Source organism: Actinocorallia aurantiaca (genome assembly GCF_039533685.1).
Lineage (GTDB): Bacteria > Actinomycetota > Actinomycetes > Streptosporangiales > Streptosporangiaceae > Actinocorallia > Actinocorallia aurantiaca.
Genome location: NZ_BAAATZ010000013.1, coordinates 236866 through 256982 on the forward strand (window position 1 = coordinate 236866; position 20117 = coordinate 256982).

Below are 20117 nucleotides of genomic sequence, written 5' to 3' on the forward strand. Positions count from 1 at the left end.
GTGATGGCGGAGCCGTTCCGTCTCCTGACCCGTTCTTCGGGAACCTGAGGGGCGGGTGGCCAGAGGCCGTGGCGGAGCCGTCCCCGCCATCGCGGGCCGGCGGGGTGGCGGTGAGTCAGGTTGGCGGCGAGTCAGGAGGGCGGTGTGTCCGAGGGCGGGTCGTCAGGGGTGGAGGCGGGGGCGATGAAACGGTCGGGCCAGGTGAGGACGGATTCCAGCCAGGGGGTCCGGAGTGCGGTGGCGAGGTGGTGGAGGCGGTCGTCGGGGGGCAGGCCGACGGAGACGTGGTCGAGGTCGTCGTCGTAGGGGTCGGGCGGGGTGCCCAGGAGGGCGTCGCGGGCTATGGGGCGGTTGGCGGGGAGCGCGGGGGACAGCGGGTGGCGGCGGAGGGCGCGGAGGCGCTGCCCGAACCTGGTGTCGGAGGACTGGCCGCGGAGGCCCGGCAGGACGTGGTCCAGCGGGGGCGCGGGAGAGCGGGGGTCGGGGGCGGGGGCGTCCAGGGGGAAGAGCTTGTCCATCTCGTGCAGCCAGCGCAGCTGGGGGATCACGAAGGCGGGGCCCGGCGGGGCGGGTTCCGCGTCCCCCGCGGAGGAGCCCGCCAGGAGGCGGGCGGCGGCCTCGGCGGCGGCGACCGTCAGGGTGGACGGGTCGAAGTCGGTGCGCAGCGCCAGCGCGCGGCGGCCGACCGAGCGGTCCAGGACGGTGGCGAGCATGCACTCGCGGGTGCGGGGAGGCAGCCGCTGCCAGGCGCGGGCCAGGTCGGGCGGGACGGCGGGCGGCACGCGGTTCACCAGATGGGACAGCACCAGGACGTCGGCCCACAGGCGCAGCCAGGAGAGCTCGGCGTCGGAGGCCAGGAGGTCGGCCTTGCGCAGCTCGCTCAGCGTGCAGGCGCGACGGGAACGGCACTCGGTGCCGCACGCCACCGAACGCCGCCCTCGGACGGGCGGAGGCGGGCCGGGCCGGGTCTCCTCGCGGTCCTCGCCCCAGGGCACGCGGACGCGCAGCGGCCGGTCCATCCCGTCGGCGAAGACCGCCGCGACCCCGGGGCGCAGCGACACCACCTCGCGGGACTGGTCGGCGTCGAGGTTCATCGCCGAGCCCACCACATGCCGGTCGTCGTACGCCGGAAGCCGGTGGACGACCTTCAGCGCGGTGTTCTTCACGACGTCGGGGATGAGCTTCACCGGGATCTGCTCGGCCACCACGATGCCCTCGCCGTAGGCGCGGATCTCGGCGAGCATCCCGGCGAACAGCTCGACCGCGTGCGCCGAGGAGCCCTCTCGGTGGCGCAGCAGCCGGTGCGCCTCCTCGATGACGATGACGTGCTGCAGGCCCCGGGTGCGGCCCGTGCGGGCCCGCATCCGCAGGTGCTCCACCACCCGGATGATGAGCGTCCCCATCAGGAACGCCTTGTCCTCGTCGTTGGCGACGTCCTCGATCGCCAGGACGACGTTCTCGCGCAGCAGCCCGCCGATGTCGGCGTCGTGCCCGCCCTCGAAGAACCGGCCGGCCGAGCCGATGCGCAGCGACCGCAGCCGCACGTCGACGAAGCCCTTCACGTCCGACATCAGCTCCCTGCCGTAGCCGACGTCGTCGATGACCTCCATCGCGGCCTGCTGGAGCTGCTCCAGCGTGGGGACGGCGGGCGGCACCCGCGCCCCCGGCCTGCCGCCGCCGGTCACCACGTCCCAGCCGCACGCCTCGTACACCCGCTGCAGCGCCTGCGCGATGATCTGCGGGAAGGGCTCCTCCGCGTCGAACGCCGCCTGGAACAGCGCCCGGATCATGTCGATGTGCGCCTGGACGGGGTAGCCGGGTTCGGGCGCCAGCGGATTGACCGACAGCGGCACCGACGACGGATCCGACGGGTTGACCACCGTCACCGGCGCGTCGATCCGCCCCGCCATCGCCGCGTACTCCGACTTGGCGGGCTCGATCGCCAGCCACGGCACCCCCGCGCGGGTGAGCTGCTCCAGCAGGTGCCGGACCGTCTGCGACTTGCCCGACCCCGTCGCCCCCGTCACGAACGCGTGCCGGTTCAGCGTCTCCAGCGGGACCGTGAACCGCCCGACCGCGCGGTCCTGCCCGTCGAGGATGGCGCCGAGCTCCAGCCCGCCGGGCGGGGTCTCGGAGGTGACGTCGAAGAATCCGGGGTCCAGCACCCGCACCCCGGGCACCTCGCGGCGAGGCAGCCCCGCGAGCGCGGCCAGCACTCCGGCGGACGAGGCGAACGGGAAGCCCTCCTCGGAGCCGCCGAGCGTCTCGGCGAGCGAACCGAAGCCCCGCCCGGTGCGCAGCCGGTACGGGTGGTGGCCCAGCTCCATCGAGCCGACCAGGACCGGCGCGACCTGCTCGAGACCGGCCGGGTCCGCCGCGCCCGCCAGCACCCGGACGTTCCACAGCCCGGCCTCCCGGTAGGCGTCGAGCTCCGCCAGCCTCCGTTCGGCCCGTCCCGCGTCGCTCTGCTCGTCGCGCCGCAGCATGCGCAGCTCGTGCCGCAGGTCGCGCAGCTCGGCGTCCAAGGCCGGCTCGGGGCACGGCTCGGCCACCAGGAGCCAGCCGAACGGCCGCCCCAGCAGGGTCGTCAGCATCGACTCGAACAGCGAGGAGTGCTCCTGGCCCGATCCGGCCAGCGGGGGCGCCTGGCGGCCCGGGCACCGCTTCCACACCATGCGCGCCGCCGTGTGCAGCCAGTCGTCACCGCACACCCTGCCCCGCGCGCCGTTGGGGAACAGCAGCGAACCGTCGCCCGAGCCCGCGTTCGTGACCAGCTCCAGCGGCGACCCGCCGCCCCTGGACAGCCAGCCCACCACGAACGGACGCCGCTGCTGCGCGGCGGACAGCACCGCGGGCAGCACCGTCACGAAATCCCACTCCGCCGAGGAGACCCGCTGCGCCGCGGGGATCGCCTCGATCCTGAACCAGGGCCCGTGCGAGGTCATCACCACCTCATCATGCCGCCGTTCGCGGACGGATCCGGGTTTTCCACAGCCCTCGCGCGGACCACGGCTCCGGCGGGAGCGGGCGGAGGGTCAGATGTTCTCGCGGGTCCAGGTCTGCAGGCCCTGCGCGGTGGCGATCGGATTCCACAGGTCGAGGAACGTCCGCTTGGTCTCGGTCGCCTCGTCGGTGACGTCCTTCAGGCGCGCGGCGGCGTCCTTGTCGCAGCCGTCCTCGTCCTCCAGCCAGGTGAGTGCCTCCTGGTTGGACTCGATGGACGCCTCGAGCGCCGCGACCAGGGCGTTCTTCACCTCGTCGCCGTTCTCCAGCGCGCCGAAGGACAGCCCCTTCACGTCTGCCAGCTGCCCCTGGCGCTCCTGGACGGCGGTCCTGAAGGCGGAGATGTCCTTGGACTTGTTCGCGCACGTGTAGGTGATGTTCGCCAGCTTCTTGCGGCTGGCCGACATGTCGTCCAGTACGGCGTCCACCGCCTCGGCCTCGGCCTGGGGGTCGCCCGAGGTGTCGGGCGCGTCGCTGTCGGGAGAATCCTGTTTCGGGGCGTTCTTCTTGGAGTCATCCCCGCTGTCCTGCGACGTGCCCGGCTGGGCGAGCGAGTCGTCGGAGCCGTCTTCCTTCGACCAGAAGACGTAGCCGACGACGAGCACGGCGGTCAGCAGCGCGGCGACCAGGCCGGCGATCAACGGCCCGCGCCAGCGCGGCGCCTCGTCGGGCAGCCACTGCTCGCCGTCGTTCCGCGAAGAGCGCTGCTGCTCTTCCGGGACGGCGTTCCAGGGCTGTTGAGCCTGCCCTCCGCTCCACTGTTGCTGCCCGGGCTCGGCGTCCCAGGGACGCTGCTGCGGCGGCTGCTCGTTCCACTGCCGCTCGCCGGGCTGCTCTCCCCAGGGCCGTTCGGGCGCAGGCCCTTCCGTCCACGGACGCTGGACGGGCTGCTCCCCCCAAGGGCGCTCCTGCGGCTGTTCGGCCCAGGGGCGTTCCCGGGGCTGCTCGGCCCAGGGACGCTCCTCGTCCTGGGCGGCCCAGGGGCGGTCGTCCTGCGACGGTTCCGCGCGCCAGCCCTGCTGGACGGGCTCGGGCTGCCAGGGCTCCGGCGGCCAGGGCTCGTTCCCGCCGGGCGGAGCGCTCCACGGGGAGGCCTCGTCGACCTGCGGGAGCACGGCATCGCAGCGGGTGCATCGGCCGAGCGAACCGGGAGTCTCACTACGGCATTCGGGACACTGCATCGGCGGCCTCGAGTCGGGGGAAACTTGCAGCCAGGACGTTCTTAGCCCCACCACACTACAGCCGTCACTCGCCCGCGGCCCCGTCCAGCACTCCGACAGGGGCCGCGGGCCGGCTCAGAAACTCTGGCGTTTCGCCAGGCCGTACCGCGGTGCGATCGGATTCCACATCTCCAGGAAGCGGTTCTTGGAGCGGGACGCCTGCGCCGAGAGCCTGTCGCCGCGCTTGTAGTTCGCGCCCTTGAGCGGGGTCTTGCCCTTGCAGCCCTGGTTGCTGCGCGCCCAGGCCAGGTAGGCCAGGTCGACGTCGAGCGACAGCTTGATGGAGCGCGCGAGGGCGGCGCGCAGCTTCACCGCCTCGGGCAGCTGGGGGATGTTCAGCTGCTGCGCACGCTTCCACTGCGCCTGCCGCTGCTGGGCGACCTGCTGCATGGTGTTGACGGAGGCGGGGATGGCGGCGCATTTGCGGGCCTTGACGAGCGCGTCGCTCAGCGCGCCCCGGCTCTTGGCGCTGGCGTTCAGCAGCGCCTGCACCTTCCGGGCCTGCTTCACCGCGGCGGGGTCCGTCGTCCTCTCCCCGGCGGGCACCTGCGCGACGGGCCGCTGCGACGGGGCGATCTTGCTCTTCGGGTCGTCGTCGCCGTCGAAGAACACGAGGCAGACGGAGACCAGGGCGACGACGACCAGCGCGGCGACCCCGATGAGAAGCGGCTTGTTCTTGGCGCCGCCGTCCGCGGACGGGGCGCGGTGTGACTGCGTCATCGGCAGCGGCCCGTTGGGGTCCCACAGGGGCTTCTCCTCCTGGGGCCCGCCCCAGGGCTGCTGCTGCCCGAACCCGCCGGACCCGCCGGACCCGCCCATCATGCCGAGCTGGGCGGCGGGGGCGAATCCCGCCTGGGGCTGCCCGTAGGGCGGCTCGCCGGGCTGCTGCGCCGCGTACGGAGGCTCTGCGGCGAGCCCGTTGGGTTGCGCGTACGGAGGTTCTGCGGCGAGCCCGTCGGGGCGCGGGTACTCCGGCCTGCCGTGCTCCGGCTGGAAGTACTCGGTTCGGCCGTATTCGGACTGCCGGCCGTACTCAGGCTGCGCGTACGGCTGCGCGGCCGTGAATCCGCCCGGCTGCGCGTACGGGTGCTCCGAGACGGGTCCCTCGGGCTGCGCGGGCTCGGGCCAACCGTAGGAAGGCGGGGACTCGAACCCGTCGGACCGGTCGTGGGGAGGCGCGGACTCGAATCCGTCCGGCTGGACGTACGGGGGCTCGGAGACCGGGCCGCCGGGCCGCGCGTACGGGTCCTGCTCCTCGGGCCGTGCGGCTCCGGGGTCGGGCGGGCCCATGGCGGCGAACGTGGAGTCGGCGGAGAAGGCGGCCGGGGGCTCGGCGGGCCGCCCCTGGCCGGCGCCGTCGAACACCGGGGTGAACGGTCCCGTCTGCACCTGCCGGAACTCGCCCGAACCGCCGGAGGCCTGCTCCTGGACCGGACCGGCGAACCAGGAGTCGGGCACGATCGGCACGGAGGGCGCTTCGGGGATCTCCGGCGCCGCGGAGAGGGCCCGCGGCGACCAGGCCTGCTGCGGAGGCAGCGGGGTGGGGCCCGACGGGGCGTCCAGGGCCGGGGTCCACCACTCGGTCGCCTCGCCCTGCCGGGGCGCCGCCGGCGCCGGGAGTTCCGGAGCCGGGAACCCGGAGGAGAAGGGGCCGGACGCCTGCTGCTCGGGCGCCGGGGCCGGGGGATCGGCCTCCCCGGGGGCGGGGACGGGCGTCCAGGACCCCGTCGGCTCCTCGGCGGGCGCGGGCGTCCAGGGGGCCTGGTCGAACATGATCGTTTTTTCGGTGCTGCTGGTGGGCGCCGCGTACGCGCCGGCGAGCGCGGACAGAGAGGTGCGGCATCGGGCGCAGTGCGATTGCCCCTCGGACGCCGGCGTGGCGCAGGACGGACACTGCATGGCACTTACCCTTCTCGCAAAGTTCTCCGGTGATTCTGCCTTGTCGTTCCCCCGGGTAGGGGCGCAAGGAAGATTCCTCGGTACAAGTGGCATTTGGTGTGCTTGTCTAGCTGGGCCATCCCAAATAATGCGGTGTTCATCACATTGATACGTTTTGTAGGCATGGCACAGCGGAACGTAGCCTGGCCGATGGTTCGGTCGAGATCAACACCGTAATGACCGGGCCACCCATTAGAGTCGAGTGCAGTCAGGCTTTAGGGAAAGAGATTCCATGAGTGATCTTCCGCTGCGGTCGCAGCTGGCGGTCGCGCTGGGCCGTACGGCGTCCAAGATGTCGAGACTGGCCGGACGCGGCGACGGATCGGTGATCGGGGGGAAGATCGGGCTCAAGCTCGACCCCGACCTGCTGACGAGGCTCGCCGCCGACCGCAAACTGGTGCTGGTGAGCGCCACCAACGGCAAGACGACCACCACCCGGCTCATCGCCAGCGCGATGAGCGGGCTCGGCGAGGTCGCCACCAACGCCTTCGGCGCGAACATGCCCACCGGCCACGTCAGCGCGCTCGCCGCCGCTCCCGACGCCCGCTACGGCGTGCTGGAGTGCGACGAGAAGTACGTGCCGCTGGTGCTGAAGGAGACCGGCGCCAACGTCGTCCTGCTGATGAACCTCAGCCGCGACCAGATGGACCGCGCGGGCGAGATCTGGCAGCTGGCGGGCAAGTGGCGCAAGGCGCTGGAGGGCGTCGACACCCATGTGGTGGCCAACTGCGACGACCCGCTGGTCACCTGGGGCGCCTCCGCCGCCAAGCGGGTGACCTGGGTCGCGGTCGGCCAGCACTGGAAAGAGGACTCCTGGTGCTGCCCCGAGTGCGGCGGCCCGCTCGACCGGGACGGCAGCCACTGGGCCTGCCGCCAGTGCCCCTTCGCCCGGCCCAAGCCGGACTGGATCCTGCACGGCGACAGGGTCACCGCCCCCGGCGGCCACACCTACGGCCTGGACCTGCAGCTCCCCGGCCGGGCCAACCGCTCCAACGGCGCGATGGCGCTGGCCGTCGTCTCCCTGTTCGGCGTTCCGCCCGAGCAGGCGCTGCCGCTGCTGGGCAAGGTCGCCTCGGTGGCCGGCCGCTACACCACCGTCCAGTTCCAGGGCCGCGACATCCGGCTGCTGCTGGCCAAGAACCCGGCCGGCTGGCTGGAGGCCTTCGACGTGCTGGAGCCCGCCCCCGGCCCGGTCGCGCTGTCGATCAACGCCCAGGGCCCCGACGGACGCGACACCTCCTGGCTGTGGGACGTCGACTACCGGGTGCTCAAGGGCCGTCCGGTCTGGGCGACGGGCGAGCGCAGGCTCGACCTCGCCGCCCGGCTGGAGGCGGCCGAGGTCGACTTCCGCGTGGTCGACGACATCGAGCAGGCGGTCATGGCGGTCCCGCCGGGCAAACTGGACGTGATCGCCAACTACACCGCCTTCCAGGACATCCGAACGAGGTACGGCCGTGCCCTCTGAGACCATCAAGATCGTCTGGGTCTACCCCGACCTGCTCAGCACCTACGGTGACCGCGGCAACTGCATCGTCCTGGAGCGGCGGGCCAAGCTGCGCGGCATCCCCACCCGCACGATCAACGTGCACTCCGACGAACCGGTGCCGGTGGACGGCGACATCTACCTGCTCGGCGGCGGCGAGGACCGGCCGCAGATCCTGGCCGCCCAGCGGCTGCGCGCCGACGGCGGGCTGCACAAGGCCGTGGAGTTCGGCGCCTCGGTGTTCGCGGTGTGCGCCGGCTACCAGCTGCTCGGCCACGAGTTCGGCGGCGAGGAGGGCCAGCCCCTCCCCGGCCTGGGCCTGCTCGACATCCGCAGCGGCAGGGGCGAGGTCCGCGCGGTCGGCGAGCTGGCCGGCGAGGTCGACCCCGAGCTCGGCGTCCCGATGATCACCGGGTTCGAGAACCACCAGGGCGTCACCCGTCTCGGCGCGGGCGCCAGGCCGCTGGCCCGGGTCGCGGTGGGCGTCGGCAACGGCGACGGCTTCGAGGGCGCCTACAGCGGCAAGGTCGTGGGCACCTACATGCACGGGCCGGCCCTGGTCCGCAACCCCGCGCTGGCCGACCTGCTGCTGGGCTGGGCGGTCGGGCGGCGGCTGGAGCAGGTGGACGACACCTGGTCGGGGCGGCTGCGCGAGGAGCGCCTGCGCGCCGTCCTGCCGGGCTGACGCGTCCCGCCTCGGCGGTCCGGCGCCGCCGAAATCCGTATGGGCAAGGAGCCGTCCCGATCTCTCGGGGCGGCTCCTTGCTTCTCCCGCTGTTCCGCCCCGCCTCCCAAGCTTCGGCATGATCTCGGCCAACCCGGGCACATAAAGGAACCGTCCGAACGTTGATCTCAGTGAACGGTCCAGCACACGGGGGAGAAGCGCAGATGCCCGACAGGCACGAACGCATTCCGGAGCACGATCCGCAGATGGGCGACGACGAGCAGGAGTTCCAGGACGAACTGGTGCGCTCCTACGAGGAGGACCCGCCGAAGGACGTGGACTTCTCCGTCGAGGACGAGGGAGAGATGGGCATCAGCCGGTGGGTGGAGCAGGAGACCCGCACCGGCGAGCGGCACTCGGAGGACCGGCCCGCCGAGGAGGCCGCGGTGCACGTGGAGAACCGCGCGCCCCGGTCGGAGCCGGCCGACCGTCAGTAGACGAGGGCCTGGACACCGTCCCGGGTGATCTCCTCGACGAAGGCCGGGGCGCCCGCGATGCGCACGCCTTCGATGAGGTCGTCCTCGGTGAGGCCGCGCCGGGCCGCGCACTGCGTGCACAGGGTGACCCGCCCCGCGGACAGGATGACCTGCAGCAGGTCCGGGATCGGGGCGGCGTGGGGGAGGGCGGGGAACTCCTCGGCCTTCCCCGGGACCGAGAACCAGGCGGCCTCGCCGGTCAGCCACAACGAGACGGTCACTCCGCTGGCGACCGCAGCCGCCGCGACGGTGAAGGCCTGGTTGGTGCGCTCGGGGGCCTCCGCGCCCGCAGTTACTTTGATCACCAATGATCGAGTCATGGAGGCAGCCTACTTTCGGGGTTTTCTCGTTCTTCCGGTGACCGTTCCGGAGGGAAATTTCCTTGATCTCACCATGAAGGATTTGCCGTTCGCAGGCACAGAAGGCAGTCTGTGACTGGTCGCGTGATATAGGCGCGGCTCAGGTAAAACACAAGGACTCGGTGCTGTAAGGAGCCTACCGATGACCGAGCAGAACGGCCCGGAGCGGCCGTTGCCGGAAGAGTCGGCGTCGGCCGACCAGCCCGCCGTCTCCGACCAGCCAGATCCGCCCATCCGACCCGCGGGGGAGCGGACCGTCGTCTTCGGCGCGCCGCAGCTCCGGCCCCAGCAGCCTCCGGCCCCGCCGCAGGCCGTCCCGGCCGAGCCCGCGCCGTCCCTGCCGCCCGTGCCGCCGCCGCAGCCTCCGGAGCAGCCCTCCTGGCAGCAGCCCCAGCCGCCCCAGCCGCCCCAGCCGCCCCAGCCCGGCTACCCGCAGCCCGGCGCCTTCGCTCCGCCGCAGCCTCCGGCGTACCCGCAGCCCGTCGAGCAGCAGCCCTTCGCGCCCCCGGCCTACCAGCCGCCCCCGGCGCCCGAGCAGCAGCCCTTCGCGCAGCCCCCGGCGGAGCAGCCCGGCGCCTTCGCTCCGCCGCAGCCTCCGGCGGAGCAGCCCGGTGCCTTCGCGCCGCCCCAGCCGGGCGCGTACCAGCCCCAGGCGCCCGAGCAGCCCGCGCCCTACCGCTCGGGCGACACCGGCGGCTTCGCCCCCGTCCAGGAGACTCCGGGCTTCCCGCCTCCGCAGCAGCACTTCCAGCCGCCCGCGCCCCAGCAGCCCGCCGCGGGAGCCCCGTCGCCGTACGAGACGGTGAAGGAGCCCCCGGCGAACGAGGACCCGTGGGGGACGGCCCCGGTCGCCCGCCCCGACCACCTCGCCGGACGGCACCACGCGCCGCCGCAGCACCAGCAGGAGGCTCCGCCCGCGGCGTTCTCCCCGCCGCAGCAGCAGCCGCAGCCCGCCCCGGTGGAGGAGGCCGCGCCGACGGTCTTCGTCCAGCAGCAGCCCTTCCCCGGGGACATCCCGCTGGTGACCAACAAGCCCGAGGCGGAGGCGCCGCAGCAGCCGCGTCCGGGTGAGGGCCAGTCCTACGGCAGGCCCCAGCAGGGCGCCCCGTCGGCAGGCCAGGTGGGCGGCGAGACCAGGCTCGACTTCAACGCCCGCGACTGGCAGCAGCCGCAGCAGCCCGAACCCCGGCAGCAGGCGCAGGACGACGACGCCACCCAGGCGTTCACTCCGGGCCAGTTCGGCGAGCAGCCGCCCCAGGAGCAGTACGGGCAGCCTCAGCAGCAGTACGGGCAGCCGCAGTCTCAGGACCAGCAGTACGGCCAGGGTCAGCAGTACGGGCAGTCTCAGCCGTCCTATGACCAGCCCGGTCAGCAGCCCTACGGGCAGCCGCAGTCTCAGGACCAGCAGTACGGCCAGCAGCCTTACGGGCAGCCTCAGCAGTACGGCCAGGCCCCTGAGCAGTACGGCCAGCCTCAGCAGCAGTACGGGCAGCCGCAGTCTCAGGACCAGCAGTACGGCCAGGGCCAGCAGTACGGGCAGCCCCAGGACCAGCAGTACGGCCAGCAGCCCTACGGGCAGCACCAGTACGGCCAGGCCCCCGAGCAGTACGGCCAGCCTCAGCAGGAGGCGGCCGAGGGCGGCTCCAACAAGATCTGGATCTGGCTCGGCCTCGTCGCCCTGGTCGCGATCATTGTGATAGTGGTCGCCTTCCTCATCTGACGGCCGGGTCCGACACGCCCGGCGCCGGACGGCGGGCGGCGGAACCGCGGGGACCCGTATGATCTGCCTGACATACGGGTCCCTTCTCTTTTCCCGGACAACCGGGAACTTTTCTGGCAAAGACCCACGTTCTTCCCCCTGTACGAGCCTTGCGCGGGTGAGACCCCGGCGGTCGGGCAGCGCGGAATACGGCTTGTGAAGGTTGCGTGGCAGGCCTTCCAGCCGGTAATGGCTCATTCGCTTTGACCTCGGGTGCAGTGGTAGGTACTCTTTCTCTTCGTGCCCGCGCTGCGTGGGCTCGCGTGCGTGCGCTTGTAAGGCCGCCTGAGGCAGCCCGGAAGCGGCGCAGATCACTCCCCCGGCTCGGCTCGGCTCCGCTATGGGGCCGGACGGGGTCACGGACGGCGCGACACGCCCGACCTCGGGGGTCGGTGAGACAAGCAAACCTGCAGGTCAGAGGCTCGCAAGAGTTGCTGATCAGGGTGATGCGCGGACGAGAAATTCCGGGTGTGACTCGCGCATACAAAACAGAGCGGGGACAGACCACGCTCACCCGGTCGCGGAGACCGGGCCCGGTACGACGAAGGAAGACGGAGAAGCGGTGCCCACAATCCAGCAGTTGGTCCGAAAGGGCCGGCAGGACAAGGTGACCAAGACGAAGACGCCCGCGCTGAAGGGGAGCCCCCAGCGCCGCGGTGTCTGCACTCGCGTTTACACGACGACGCCCAAGAAGCCGAACTCGGCTCTGCGCAAGGTCGCCCGTGTCCGCCTGACCAGTGGCATCGAGGTCACCGCCTACATCCCCGGTGTCGGACACAACCTGCAGGAGCACTCCATCGTGCTCGTGCGCGGCGGTCGTGTTAAGGACCTGCCCGGTGTTCGCTACAAGATCATCCGCGGTTCGCTGGACACCCAGGGCGTCCGCAACCGCAAGCAGGCGCGCAGCCGCTACGGCGCGAAGAAGGAGAAGAGCTAATGCCGCGTAAGGGCCCTGCGGGCAAGCGCGTACTGGTCGCTGACCCGGTGTACAACTCCCCGCTGGTCACCAGCCTGGTCAACAAGATCCTGCTGGACGGCAAGCGCTCCATCGCCGAGCGCATCGTCTACAACGCGCTCGAAGGCTGCCGCGAGAAGACCGGCAACGACCCGGTCGTCACGCTCAAGCGCGCTCTCGACAACGTCAAGCCGACCATCGAGGTCAAGTCCCGCCGTGTCGGTGGCGCGACCTACCAGGTTCCGGTCGAGGTCCGTCCGGCCCGCAGCACCACTCTGGCGCTGCGCTGGCTGGTCACCTACTCCCGCGCCCGCCGCGAGAAGACCATGACCGAGCGCCTGATGAACGAGCTGCTCGACGCCTCCAACGGCCTCGGCGCCTCGGTCAAGAAGCGCGAGGACACCCACAAGATGGCCGAGTCCAACAAGGCCTTCGCCCACTACCGCTGGTAGCAGCGGCCGGCCGAACCCACGAGAGCAAGGACGCGAGCACCATGGCTGCTAAGACCGGTGTGGACCTCTCCAAGGTCCGCAACATCGGGATCATGGCCCACATCGACGCCGGCAAGACCACGACGACGGAGCGCATTCTCTACTACACGGGGATGAGCTACAAGATCGGCGAGGTCCACGACGGCGCTGCCACCACCGACTGGATGGAGCAGGAGCAGGAGCGGGGCATCACCATCACCTCCGCTGCCGTGACCTGCAAGTGGCCCGTCGAAGACGTCGAACACACCATCAACATCATCGACACCCCGGGCCACGTCGACTTCACCGTCGAGGTGGAGCGCTCGCTGCGCGTGCTCGACGGCGCCGTGACCGTCTTCGACGGTGTGGCCGGTGTCGAGCCGCAGTCCGAGACCGTGTGGCGTCAGGCCGACCGCTACGGCGTTCCGCGCATCTGCTTCGTCAACAAGCTGGACCGCACGGGCGCCAACCACCAGCGCTGCGTCGACATGATCGTGAGTCGCCTCAACGCGATTCCGCTGGTCATGCAGCTGCCGATCGGCGCCGAGGCGGACTTCCAGGGCGTCATCGACCTGGTGAAGATGAAGGCCCTCCTGTGGAACGCCGAGGCGAAGCTCGGCGAGATGTACAACGAGGCCGACATCCCCGCCGACATGGTCGACGAGGCCGAGATGGCGCAGGCCCAGCTCATCGAGACGCTCTCCGAGAACGACGACGAGCTGATGGAGCTGTACCTCGAGGGTGGCACCCCCACCGTCGAGCAGCTGATGGCCGGCGTTCGCCGGGCGACCCTCGCCGCCAAGCTGACCCCCGTGTTCTGTGGCACCGCCTTCAAGAACAAGGGTGTGCAGCCGCTGCTGGACGCCATCGTGCGCTACCTGCCGTCGCCGCTGGACATCGAGGCGATCGAGGGCCACAAGATGGACGACGAGGAGACCGTCATCGCTCGCAAGCCGAGCGAGGACGAGCCCTTCTCCGGTCTGGCCTTCAAGATCATGTCCGACCCGCACCTGGGCAAGCTGACCTTCGTCCGCGTCTACTCCGGCGTGCTCGAGTCCGGCTCCTCGGTTCTGAACTCCGTTCGGAACAAGAAGGAGCGGATCGGCAAGATCTACCGGATGCACGCGAACAAGCGCGAGGAGATCGACCGCGTGGGCGCCGGCGACATCGTCGCCGTCATGGGTCTCAAGCAGACCACCACCGGTGAGACGCTCTGCGACGACAAGAACCCCGTCGTCCTGGAGTCGATGACCTTCCCCGCGCCGGTCATCCACGTGGCCGTCGAGCCGAAGACCAAGGCCGACCAGCAGAAGCTGGGCACCGCGATCCAGCGGCTGGCCGAGGAGGACCCGTCCTTCCAGGTCCGCACGGACGAGGAGACCGGTCAGACGATCATCTCCGGCATGGGCGAGCTCCACCTGGAGATCCTCGTCGACCGGATGAAGCGCGAGTTCAAGGTCGACGCCAACGTGGGTCGCCCGCAGGTCGCCTACCGTGAGTCGATCACCAAGAAGGTCGAGAAGGTCGAGTACACCCACAAGAAGCAGACGGGTGGCTCGGGCCAGTTCGGCCGCGTGATCATCACGCTGGAGCCGCTGGGCGGCGGCAGCGACGGCTACGAGTTCGAGAACAAGGTCACCGGTGGCCGCATCCCCCGGGAGTACATCCCGTCGGTGGACGCCGGCTGCCAGGAGGCCGCCGAGTTCGGTGTGCTCGCGGGCTTCCCGATGGTGGGTGTGAAGGTCACCCTCCTCGACGGCGCCTACCACGAGGTGGACTCCTCGGAAATGGCGTTCAAGGTCGCCGGTTCGATGGCGTTCAAGGAGGCCGCGCGTCGCGCCGGCGCCACGCTGCTCGAGCCGATGATGGCCGTCGAGGTCACCACGCCCGAGGAGAACATGGGCGACGTGATCGGTGACCTCAACAGCCGCCGCGGCCAGATCCAGGCCATGGACGAGGCTTACGGCGCCCGGATCGTCAAGGCGCTCGTACCCCTCTCCGAGATGTTCGGCTACGTGGGTGACCTGCGCAGCAAGACCCAGGGCCGAGCTGTTTTCACGCAGCAGTTCGATTCCTACGCGGAGGTTCCCTCGAGCGTCGCGCAGGAGATCATCGCCAAGGCCAAGGGCGAGTAGCTCCGGGCTCCGGCACCACATAGCCAACTGTCAACACGTACGTCAGAATCACTGAGGAGAACCTCGTGGCGAAGGCCAAGTTCGAGCGGACGAAGCCGCACGTAAACATCGGCACCATCGGTCACATCGACCACGGTAAGACCACCCTTACCGCGGCGATCACCAAGGTGCTGCACGACGCCTACCCGGACGTCAACCCGTTCACGCCGTTCGAGGACATCGACAAGGCTCCCGAGGAGCGCGAGCGCGGCATCACCATCTCGATCGCGCACGTCGAGTACCAGACCGAGTCCCGGCACTACGCCCACGTCGACTGCCCGGGTCACGCGGACTACGTCAAGAACATGATCACCGGTGCCGCCCAGATGGACGGCGCGATCCTGGTCGTGGCCGCCACCGACGGCCCGATGCCGCAGACCCGCGAGCACGTGCTGCTCGCCCGCCAGGTCGGCGTGCCCTACATCGTCGTCGCCCTGAACAAGTGCGACATGGTGGACGACGAGGAGATCCTGGAGCTCGTCGAGCTCGAGGTCCGCGAGCTGCTGAGCGACCAGGAGTTCCCGGGCGACGACCTGCCGGTCGTGCGCATCTCCGCCTACCAGGCGCTGCAGGGCGACGAGAAGTGGGCCAACTCCATCCTCGAGCTCATGAAGGCCGTGGACGAGAACGTCCCGCAGCCCGAGCGCGACACCGAGAAGCCGTTCCTGATGCCGATCGAGGACGTCTTCTCGATCACCGGCCGCGGCACCGTCGTCACCGGCCGCATCGAGCGCGGTGTCGTCAACGTCAACGAGGTCGTCGACATCATCGGCATCAAGGAGAAGAGCACCTCCACCACCGTCACCGGTGTGGAGATGTTCCGCAAGCTCCTCGACCAGGGCCAGGCGGGCGACAACGTCGGCCTCCTGCTGCGCGGCATCAAGCGCGAGGACGTCGAGCGCGGCCAGTGTGTCATCAAGCCGGGCACCAACACCCCGCACACCGAGTTCGAGGCCCAGGTCTACATCCTGGGCAAGGACGAGGGCGGCCGCCACACCCCGTTCTTCAACAACTACCGCCCGCAGTTCTACTTCCGCACCACCGACGTGACCGGTGTCGTCAACCTCCCCGAGGGTGTCGAGATGGTCATGCCGGGCGACAACACTGAGATGCGCGTCGAGCTCATCCAGCCCATCGCCATGGAAGAGGGCCTGAAGTTCGCCATCCGCGAGGGTGGCCGGACGGTCGGCGCGGGTCGCGTCGTCAAGATCCTCAAGTAAGCGGAAACACGTATGTGACCGCGGGGGAGTGCCCCGTTCGGCGGAAGGTACCCCCGCGGTTGCATATCATTGAACCTTGCCCCTGGCAGGGGTACGCGCGAGTGCGTGAGCACTCGCTTTGACACGTCAGCCCGCCTCTCGAGTGCGGGAGGTATAAGCGGGGAGCGCACGCTCCCTGCTTGAGCAGCAAAGGATACCGAGGGCACCATGGCGGGACAGAAGATCCGCATCCGGCTCAAGGCCTACGACCACGAGGTCATTGACAGCTCGGCGAAGAAGATCGTTGAGACGGTGACGCGGACGGGCGCCAAGGTCGCCGGCCCGGTACCGCTGCCGACCGAGAAGAACGTGTACTGCGTCATCCGCTCGCCGCACAAGTACAAGGACAGCCGCGAGCACTTCGAGATGCGCACGCACAAGCGGCTGATCGACATCATCGACCCCACTCCCAAGACGGTTGACTCGCTGATGCGGCTCGACCTCCCCGCGGGCGTGGACATCGAGATCAAGCTCTGAGGATCGACATCACATGAGCACCAACAGGAAGGGCGTCCTGGGCGAGAAGCTCGGGATGACCCAGGTCTACGACGATGAGGGCCGGATCGTTCCGGTGACCGTCGTCCTCGCCGGACCGAACGTCGTCACGCAGGTCCGCTCGACCGAGAAGGACGGCTACAACGCCGTGCAGCTCGGCTTCGGGCAGATCGACCCGCGCAAGGTCAACAAGCCGCTTGCGGGGCACTTCGAGAAGGCCGGCGTCACGCCGCGCCGCTACCTCGTCGAGCTGCGCACCGATGATGCCGCCGAGTACACGCCCGGTCAGGAGGTCCTCGCTTCGGCCTTCGAAGCCGGACAGAAGATCGACGTGACCGGCACCAGCAAGGGCAAGGGCTTCGCCGGTGTCATGAAGCGCCACGGCTTCGCCGGCCTGGGCGCCGGACACGGCGTGCAGCGCAAGCACCGCTCGCCCGGCTCCATCGGCGGCTGCGCGACTCCCGGTCGCGTCTTCAAGGGCATGCGCATGGCCGGCCGCATGGGCTCGGCGCGCAAGACCATCCAGAACCTCACCGTGCACTCCGTGGACGCCGAGAAGAACCTCATCCTGATCAAGGGTGCGGTTCCCGGTCCGAACGGCGGCCTGGTGCTGGTCCGCAACGCTGTGAAGAAGATGGAGGCCCAGGCATGACGAAGGTCAACGTCGAACTGGCCCCCGAGATCTTCGAGGCCAAGGTCAACGTCCCGCTGATCCACCAGGTCGTGGTGGCCCAGCTGGCGGCGGCCCGCCAGGGCACGCACAAGACCAAGACCCGTGGCGAGGTTCGCGGTGGCGGCAGGAAGCCGTACCGGCAGAAGGGCACCGGCCGCGCCCGCCAGGGTTCGACCCGCGCCCCGCAGTTCGCCGGCGGTGGCATCGTCCACGGCCCGCAGCCGCGTGACTACACCCAGAAGACCCCGAAGAAGATGAAGGCCGCCGCTCTGCGCGGCGCGCTGAGCGACCGGGCCCGCGCGGGCCAGGTCCACGTCGTCGGGGGTCTCGTCGAGGGCGACACGCCCAAGACCAAGGCCGCGATCAAGGCGCTGCGCGACATCACCGAGGCCCGGCGCATCTTGCTGGTCCTGGACCGCGAGGACGACCTGACCTGGAAGTCCCTGCGCAACGAGCCGAGCGTGCACGTCATCGTCGCCGACCAGCTGAACACCTACGACGTCATGGTCAGTGACGACGTCGTGTTCACCGAGAAGGGCTACGAGGAGTTCCTCGCCCACGCCAAGGGGAGTGCGAAGTGAGCAGGATCTACGACCCTCGGGACATCCTTCTCGCGCCGGTCGTGTCCGAGAAGTCCTACGGGCTGCTGGACGAGGGCAAGTACACGTTCCTCGTCGACCCCAGCGCCGACAAGGTCCAGATCCGCCAGGCGGTGGAGCAGGTCTTCGGTGTCAAGGTCATCGGCGTGAACACGATCAACCGGCAGGGGAAGCGCAAGCGGACCCGCCAGGGCTACGGCAAGCGCAAGGACACCAAGCGCGCCATCGTCAGCCTGGCGGAGGGCGAGCGGATCGACATTTTCGGGCCGCAGGCCTAAGGGCTCTGGCACCGAACTGGATGGGATGAACGAAAAAGATGGGCATCCGTAAATACAAGCCGACGACTCCGGGTCGTCGTGGCTCCAGCGTGGCCGACTTCGTCGAGATCACACGCAGCGAGCCGGAGAAGTCGCTGCTGCGACCGCTCCCCAAGAAGGGCGGCCGGAACAACCACGGCCGCATCACCACGCGCCACCAGGGTGGCGGACACAAGCGCGCCTACCGCCTCATCGACTTCCGTCGGGCGGACAAGGACGGGGTCCCCTCCAAGGTCGCGCATATCGAGTACGACCCCAACCGGACCGCGCGCATCGCGCTGCTGCACTACGCGGACGGTGAGAAGCGCTACATCCTGGCCCCGCAGGGCCTGCGCCAGGGTGACGTGGTGGAGAACGGCGTCGGCGCCGACATCAAGCCCGGCAACTGCCTCCCGCTGCGCAACATCCCGGCCGGTACCGTCGTGCACGCCATCGAGCTGCGCCCGGGCGGCGGGGCCAAGCTGGCCCGCTCCGCGGGCTCTGGTGCCCAGCTGCTGGCCAAGGAGGGCATGTACGCGACCCTGCGCATGCCGTCCGGCGAAATGCGCAAGGTCGACGTCCGGTGCCGCGCGACGGTGGGCGAGGTCGGCAACGCCGAGCAGTCCAACATCAACTGGGGCAAGGCCGGCCGTATGCGGTGGAAGGGCAAGCGCCCGACCGTCCGCGGTGTGGCCATGAACCCGATCGACCACCCGCACGGCGGTGGCGAGGGCAAGACCTCCGGTGGACGCCACCCGGTCAGCCCGTGGGGCCAGAAGGAAGGCCGGACCCGCAAGCCCGGCAAGCCCAGCGACAAGCTGATCGTCCGTCGTCGCAGCAACAAGAAGCGGTAGGAGTCGTCATGCCACGTAGCCTTAAGAAGGGCCCCTTCGTGGACGACCACCTGATCAAAAAGGTGGAAGCCCAGAATGAGAAGGGGACCCACACCGTCATCAAGACGTGGTCGCGGCGCTCCATGATCGTGCCGGAGATGATCGGTCACACGATCGCCGTGCACGACGGCCGTAAGCACGTTCCGGTTTTCATCAGCGAGGCGATGGTCGGACACAAGCTGGGCGAGTTCGCGCTCACCCGCACGTTCCGCAGCCACGTCAAGGACGACCGCCGCAGCCGTCGAGGCTGAGCGCAGCAAACAGATGAGAGGAACAGTCATGGAAGCCAGGGCCCAGGCGCGGTTCATCCGCGTCACGCCCAGGAAGGCCCGCCGTGTGGTGGACCTCATCCGTGGCCTGCCGGCCGCGGAGGCTCAGGCTGTGCTGCGCTTCGCCCCCCAGGCAGCCAGCGAGCCGGTCGGCAAGGTGCTGAACAGCGCCATCGCCAACGCCACACACAACTTCAACCTGGCGCAGGACACGCTCGTCGTGGCCCGCACCTGGGTTGACGAGGGTCCGACCCTGAAGCGGTTCCGGCCGCGTGCTCAGGGTCGCGCGTACCGCATCAACAAGCGCACCAGCCACATCACCGTGGTCCTCGAATCCCTCGAGGACGGCGCGCCGGTCAAGAAGACAAGGAGGGCCCGGTAGTGGGGCAGAAGATCAACCCGCACGGGTTCCGCCTGGGCATCACGACCGACTTCAAGAGCCGTTGGTACGCCGACAAGCTCTACAAGGACTACATCAAGGAAGACGTCGCGATCCGGCGCATGCTCACCAAGGGCATGGACCGGGCCGGCATCTCCAAGGTGGAGATCGAGCGCACCCGGGACCGGGTCCGCGTCGACATCCACACCGCCCGGCCGGGCATCGTCATCGGCCGCCGCGGCGCGGAGGCCGACCGCATCCGGGGCGACCTGGAGAAGCTGACCGGCAAGCAGGTCCAGCTGAACATCCTCGAGGTCAAGAACCCCGAGATGGACGCGCAGCTCGTCGCCCAGGGCGTCGCCGAGCAGCTGTCCAGCCGTGTCGCGTTCCGTCGCGCCATGCGCAAGGCCATCCAGTCCACGATGAAGTCCGGCGCCAAGGGCATCAAGGTCCAGTGCTCCGGTCGTCTTGGCGGCGCTGAGATGTCCCGCTCGGAGTTCTACCGCGAGGGCCAGGTGCCGCTGCACACGCTGCGCGCGGACATCGACTACGGCTTCTACGAGGCCCGGACCACTTTCGGCCGCATCGGCGTGAAGGTCTGGATCTACAAGGGTGACGCCGCTCCGACCCGCGCCGAGCGCGAGCAGCGGGCCGCCGCCCAGCGCGCCGGCGCCGGTGCCGGCGGCGAGCGCC

20 protein-coding genes are annotated in these 20117 nt (G+C 70.1%); 16 read left to right on the forward strand and 4 right to left on the reverse strand.

All coding sequences use genetic code 11. From position 1 onward, the window contains the following. Positions 1 to 131 precede the first annotated feature (131 nt). The 3 genes from ABD327_RS19090 to ABD327_RS19100 form a co-directional block, all read right to left on the reverse strand. A complete protein-coding gene (locus ABD327_RS19090) occupies positions 132 to 2945 on the reverse strand; it encodes an ATP-binding protein (RefSeq protein ID WP_344451838.1) in 2814 nt (937 codons plus the stop codon). A gap of 90 nt (positions 2946 to 3035) precedes the next feature. Then, complete coding sequence (locus tag ABD327_RS19095; RefSeq protein ID WP_344451840.1) at positions 3036 to 4118, reverse strand: hypothetical protein; 1083 nt, start codon at positions 4116 to 4118, stop codon at positions 3036 to 3038. A gap of 180 nt (positions 4119 to 4298) precedes the next feature. Further along, positions 4299 to 5996 (reverse strand): hypothetical protein, encoded by a 1698-nt coding sequence (locus ABD327_RS19100; protein WP_344451841.1) that lies wholly within the window; start codon positions 5994 to 5996, stop codon positions 4299 to 4301. 397 nt (positions 5997 to 6393) lie between these two features. On the opposite strand from ABD327_RS19100, the gene ABD327_RS19105 reads away from it, so the two are divergent. From ABD327_RS19105 to ABD327_RS19115, 3 genes are all read left to right on the forward strand, one after another. Continuing rightward, entirely contained in the window at positions 6394 to 7626 is a 1233-nt protein-coding gene (locus ABD327_RS19105; RefSeq protein ID WP_344451842.1) for a Mur ligase family protein, read from the forward strand. Continuing rightward, the gene (locus tag ABD327_RS19110; RefSeq protein ID WP_344451843.1) at positions 7616 to 8329 is read left to right on the forward strand and encodes a type 1 glutamine amidotransferase; all 714 of its coding nucleotides are present in this window, start codon (positions 7616 to 7618) and stop codon (positions 8327 to 8329) included. Before ABD327_RS19105 ends, ABD327_RS19110 begins: the two co-directional genes overlap by 11 nt. A gap of 203 nt (positions 8330 to 8532) precedes the next feature. Beyond that, positions 8533 to 8805, forward strand: a complete 273-nt coding sequence (locus ABD327_RS19115) for a hypothetical protein (RefSeq protein WP_344451844.1) — start codon at positions 8533 to 8535, stop codon at positions 8803 to 8805. Here ABD327_RS19115 and ABD327_RS19120 read toward each other — a convergent pair. Continuing rightward, positions 8799 to 9164 (reverse strand): DsrE family protein, encoded by a 366-nt coding sequence (locus tag ABD327_RS19120; RefSeq protein ID WP_344451846.1) that lies wholly within the window; start codon positions 9162 to 9164, stop codon positions 8799 to 8801. The two genes, ABD327_RS19115 and ABD327_RS19120, sit on opposite strands and share 7 nt — an antisense overlap. Before the next feature lie 181 nt (positions 9165 to 9345). On the opposite strand from ABD327_RS19120, the gene ABD327_RS19125 reads away from it, so the two are divergent. The 13 genes from ABD327_RS19125 to rpsC form a co-directional block, all read left to right on the forward strand. Next, complete coding sequence (locus tag ABD327_RS19125) at positions 9346 to 10923, forward strand: hypothetical protein (protein ID WP_344451847.1); 1578 nt, start codon at positions 9346 to 9348, stop codon at positions 10921 to 10923. A gap of 601 nt (positions 10924 to 11524) precedes the next feature. Next, entirely contained in the window at positions 11525 to 11899 is a 375-nt protein-coding gene (gene rpsL, locus ABD327_RS19130) for a 30S ribosomal protein S12 (protein WP_344451848.1), read from the forward strand. Continuing rightward, positions 11899 to 12369, forward strand: coding sequence for a 30S ribosomal protein S7 (rpsG, locus tag ABD327_RS19135; RefSeq protein WP_344451849.1), 471 nt, complete (start codon positions 11899 to 11901; stop codon positions 12367 to 12369). The genes rpsL and rpsG overlap by 1 nt, the downstream gene beginning before the upstream one ends. A gap of 41 nt (positions 12370 to 12410) precedes the next feature. Continuing rightward, positions 12411 to 14522, forward strand: coding sequence for an elongation factor G (gene fusA, locus ABD327_RS19140; protein WP_344451851.1), 2112 nt, complete (start codon positions 12411 to 12413; stop codon positions 14520 to 14522). Positions 14523 to 14587: 65 nt separating this feature from the next. Next, entirely contained in the window at positions 14588 to 15781 is a 1194-nt protein-coding gene (gene tuf / locus ABD327_RS19145; protein ID WP_344451852.1) for an elongation factor Tu, read from the forward strand. Between the two features lie 207 nt (positions 15782 to 15988). Next, a complete protein-coding gene (gene rpsJ, locus ABD327_RS19150) occupies positions 15989 to 16297 on the forward strand; it encodes a 30S ribosomal protein S10 (protein ID WP_012854632.1) in 309 nt (102 codons plus the stop codon). Between the two features lie 13 nt (positions 16298 to 16310). Beyond that, complete coding sequence (rplC, locus tag ABD327_RS19155; RefSeq protein ID WP_344451853.1) at positions 16311 to 16967, forward strand: 50S ribosomal protein L3; 657 nt, start codon at positions 16311 to 16313, stop codon at positions 16965 to 16967. Then, positions 16964 to 17569 (forward strand): 50S ribosomal protein L4, encoded by a 606-nt coding sequence (rplD, locus tag ABD327_RS19160; protein ID WP_344451854.1) that lies wholly within the window; start codon positions 16964 to 16966, stop codon positions 17567 to 17569. Before rplC ends, rplD begins: the two co-directional genes overlap by 4 nt. Continuing rightward, positions 17566 to 17865: a 50S ribosomal protein L23 gene (gene rplW, locus ABD327_RS19165; protein WP_344451855.1), complete on the forward strand. Its 300-nt coding sequence runs from the start codon at positions 17566 to 17568 to the stop codon at positions 17863 to 17865. Before rplD ends, rplW begins: the two co-directional genes overlap by 4 nt. Positions 17866 to 17903: 38 nt before the next feature. Further along, complete coding sequence (gene rplB / locus ABD327_RS19170; protein WP_344451856.1) at positions 17904 to 18737, forward strand: 50S ribosomal protein L2; 834 nt, start codon at positions 17904 to 17906, stop codon at positions 18735 to 18737. A gap of 8 nt (positions 18738 to 18745) precedes the next feature. After that, complete coding sequence (rpsS, locus tag ABD327_RS19175; RefSeq protein ID WP_344451857.1) at positions 18746 to 19027, forward strand: 30S ribosomal protein S19; 282 nt, start codon at positions 18746 to 18748, stop codon at positions 19025 to 19027. A gap of 28 nt (positions 19028 to 19055) precedes the next feature. Beyond that, the gene (rplV, locus tag ABD327_RS19180) at positions 19056 to 19427 is read left to right on the forward strand and encodes a 50S ribosomal protein L22 (protein WP_344451858.1); all 372 of its coding nucleotides are present in this window, start codon (positions 19056 to 19058) and stop codon (positions 19425 to 19427) included. Continuing rightward, positions 19427 to 20117, forward strand: a 691-nt coding sequence (gene rpsC, locus ABD327_RS19185) for a 30S ribosomal protein S3 (protein WP_344451859.1), incomplete at its 3' end; no start/stop codon positions are given. The genes rplV and rpsC, both read left to right, overlap by 1 nt.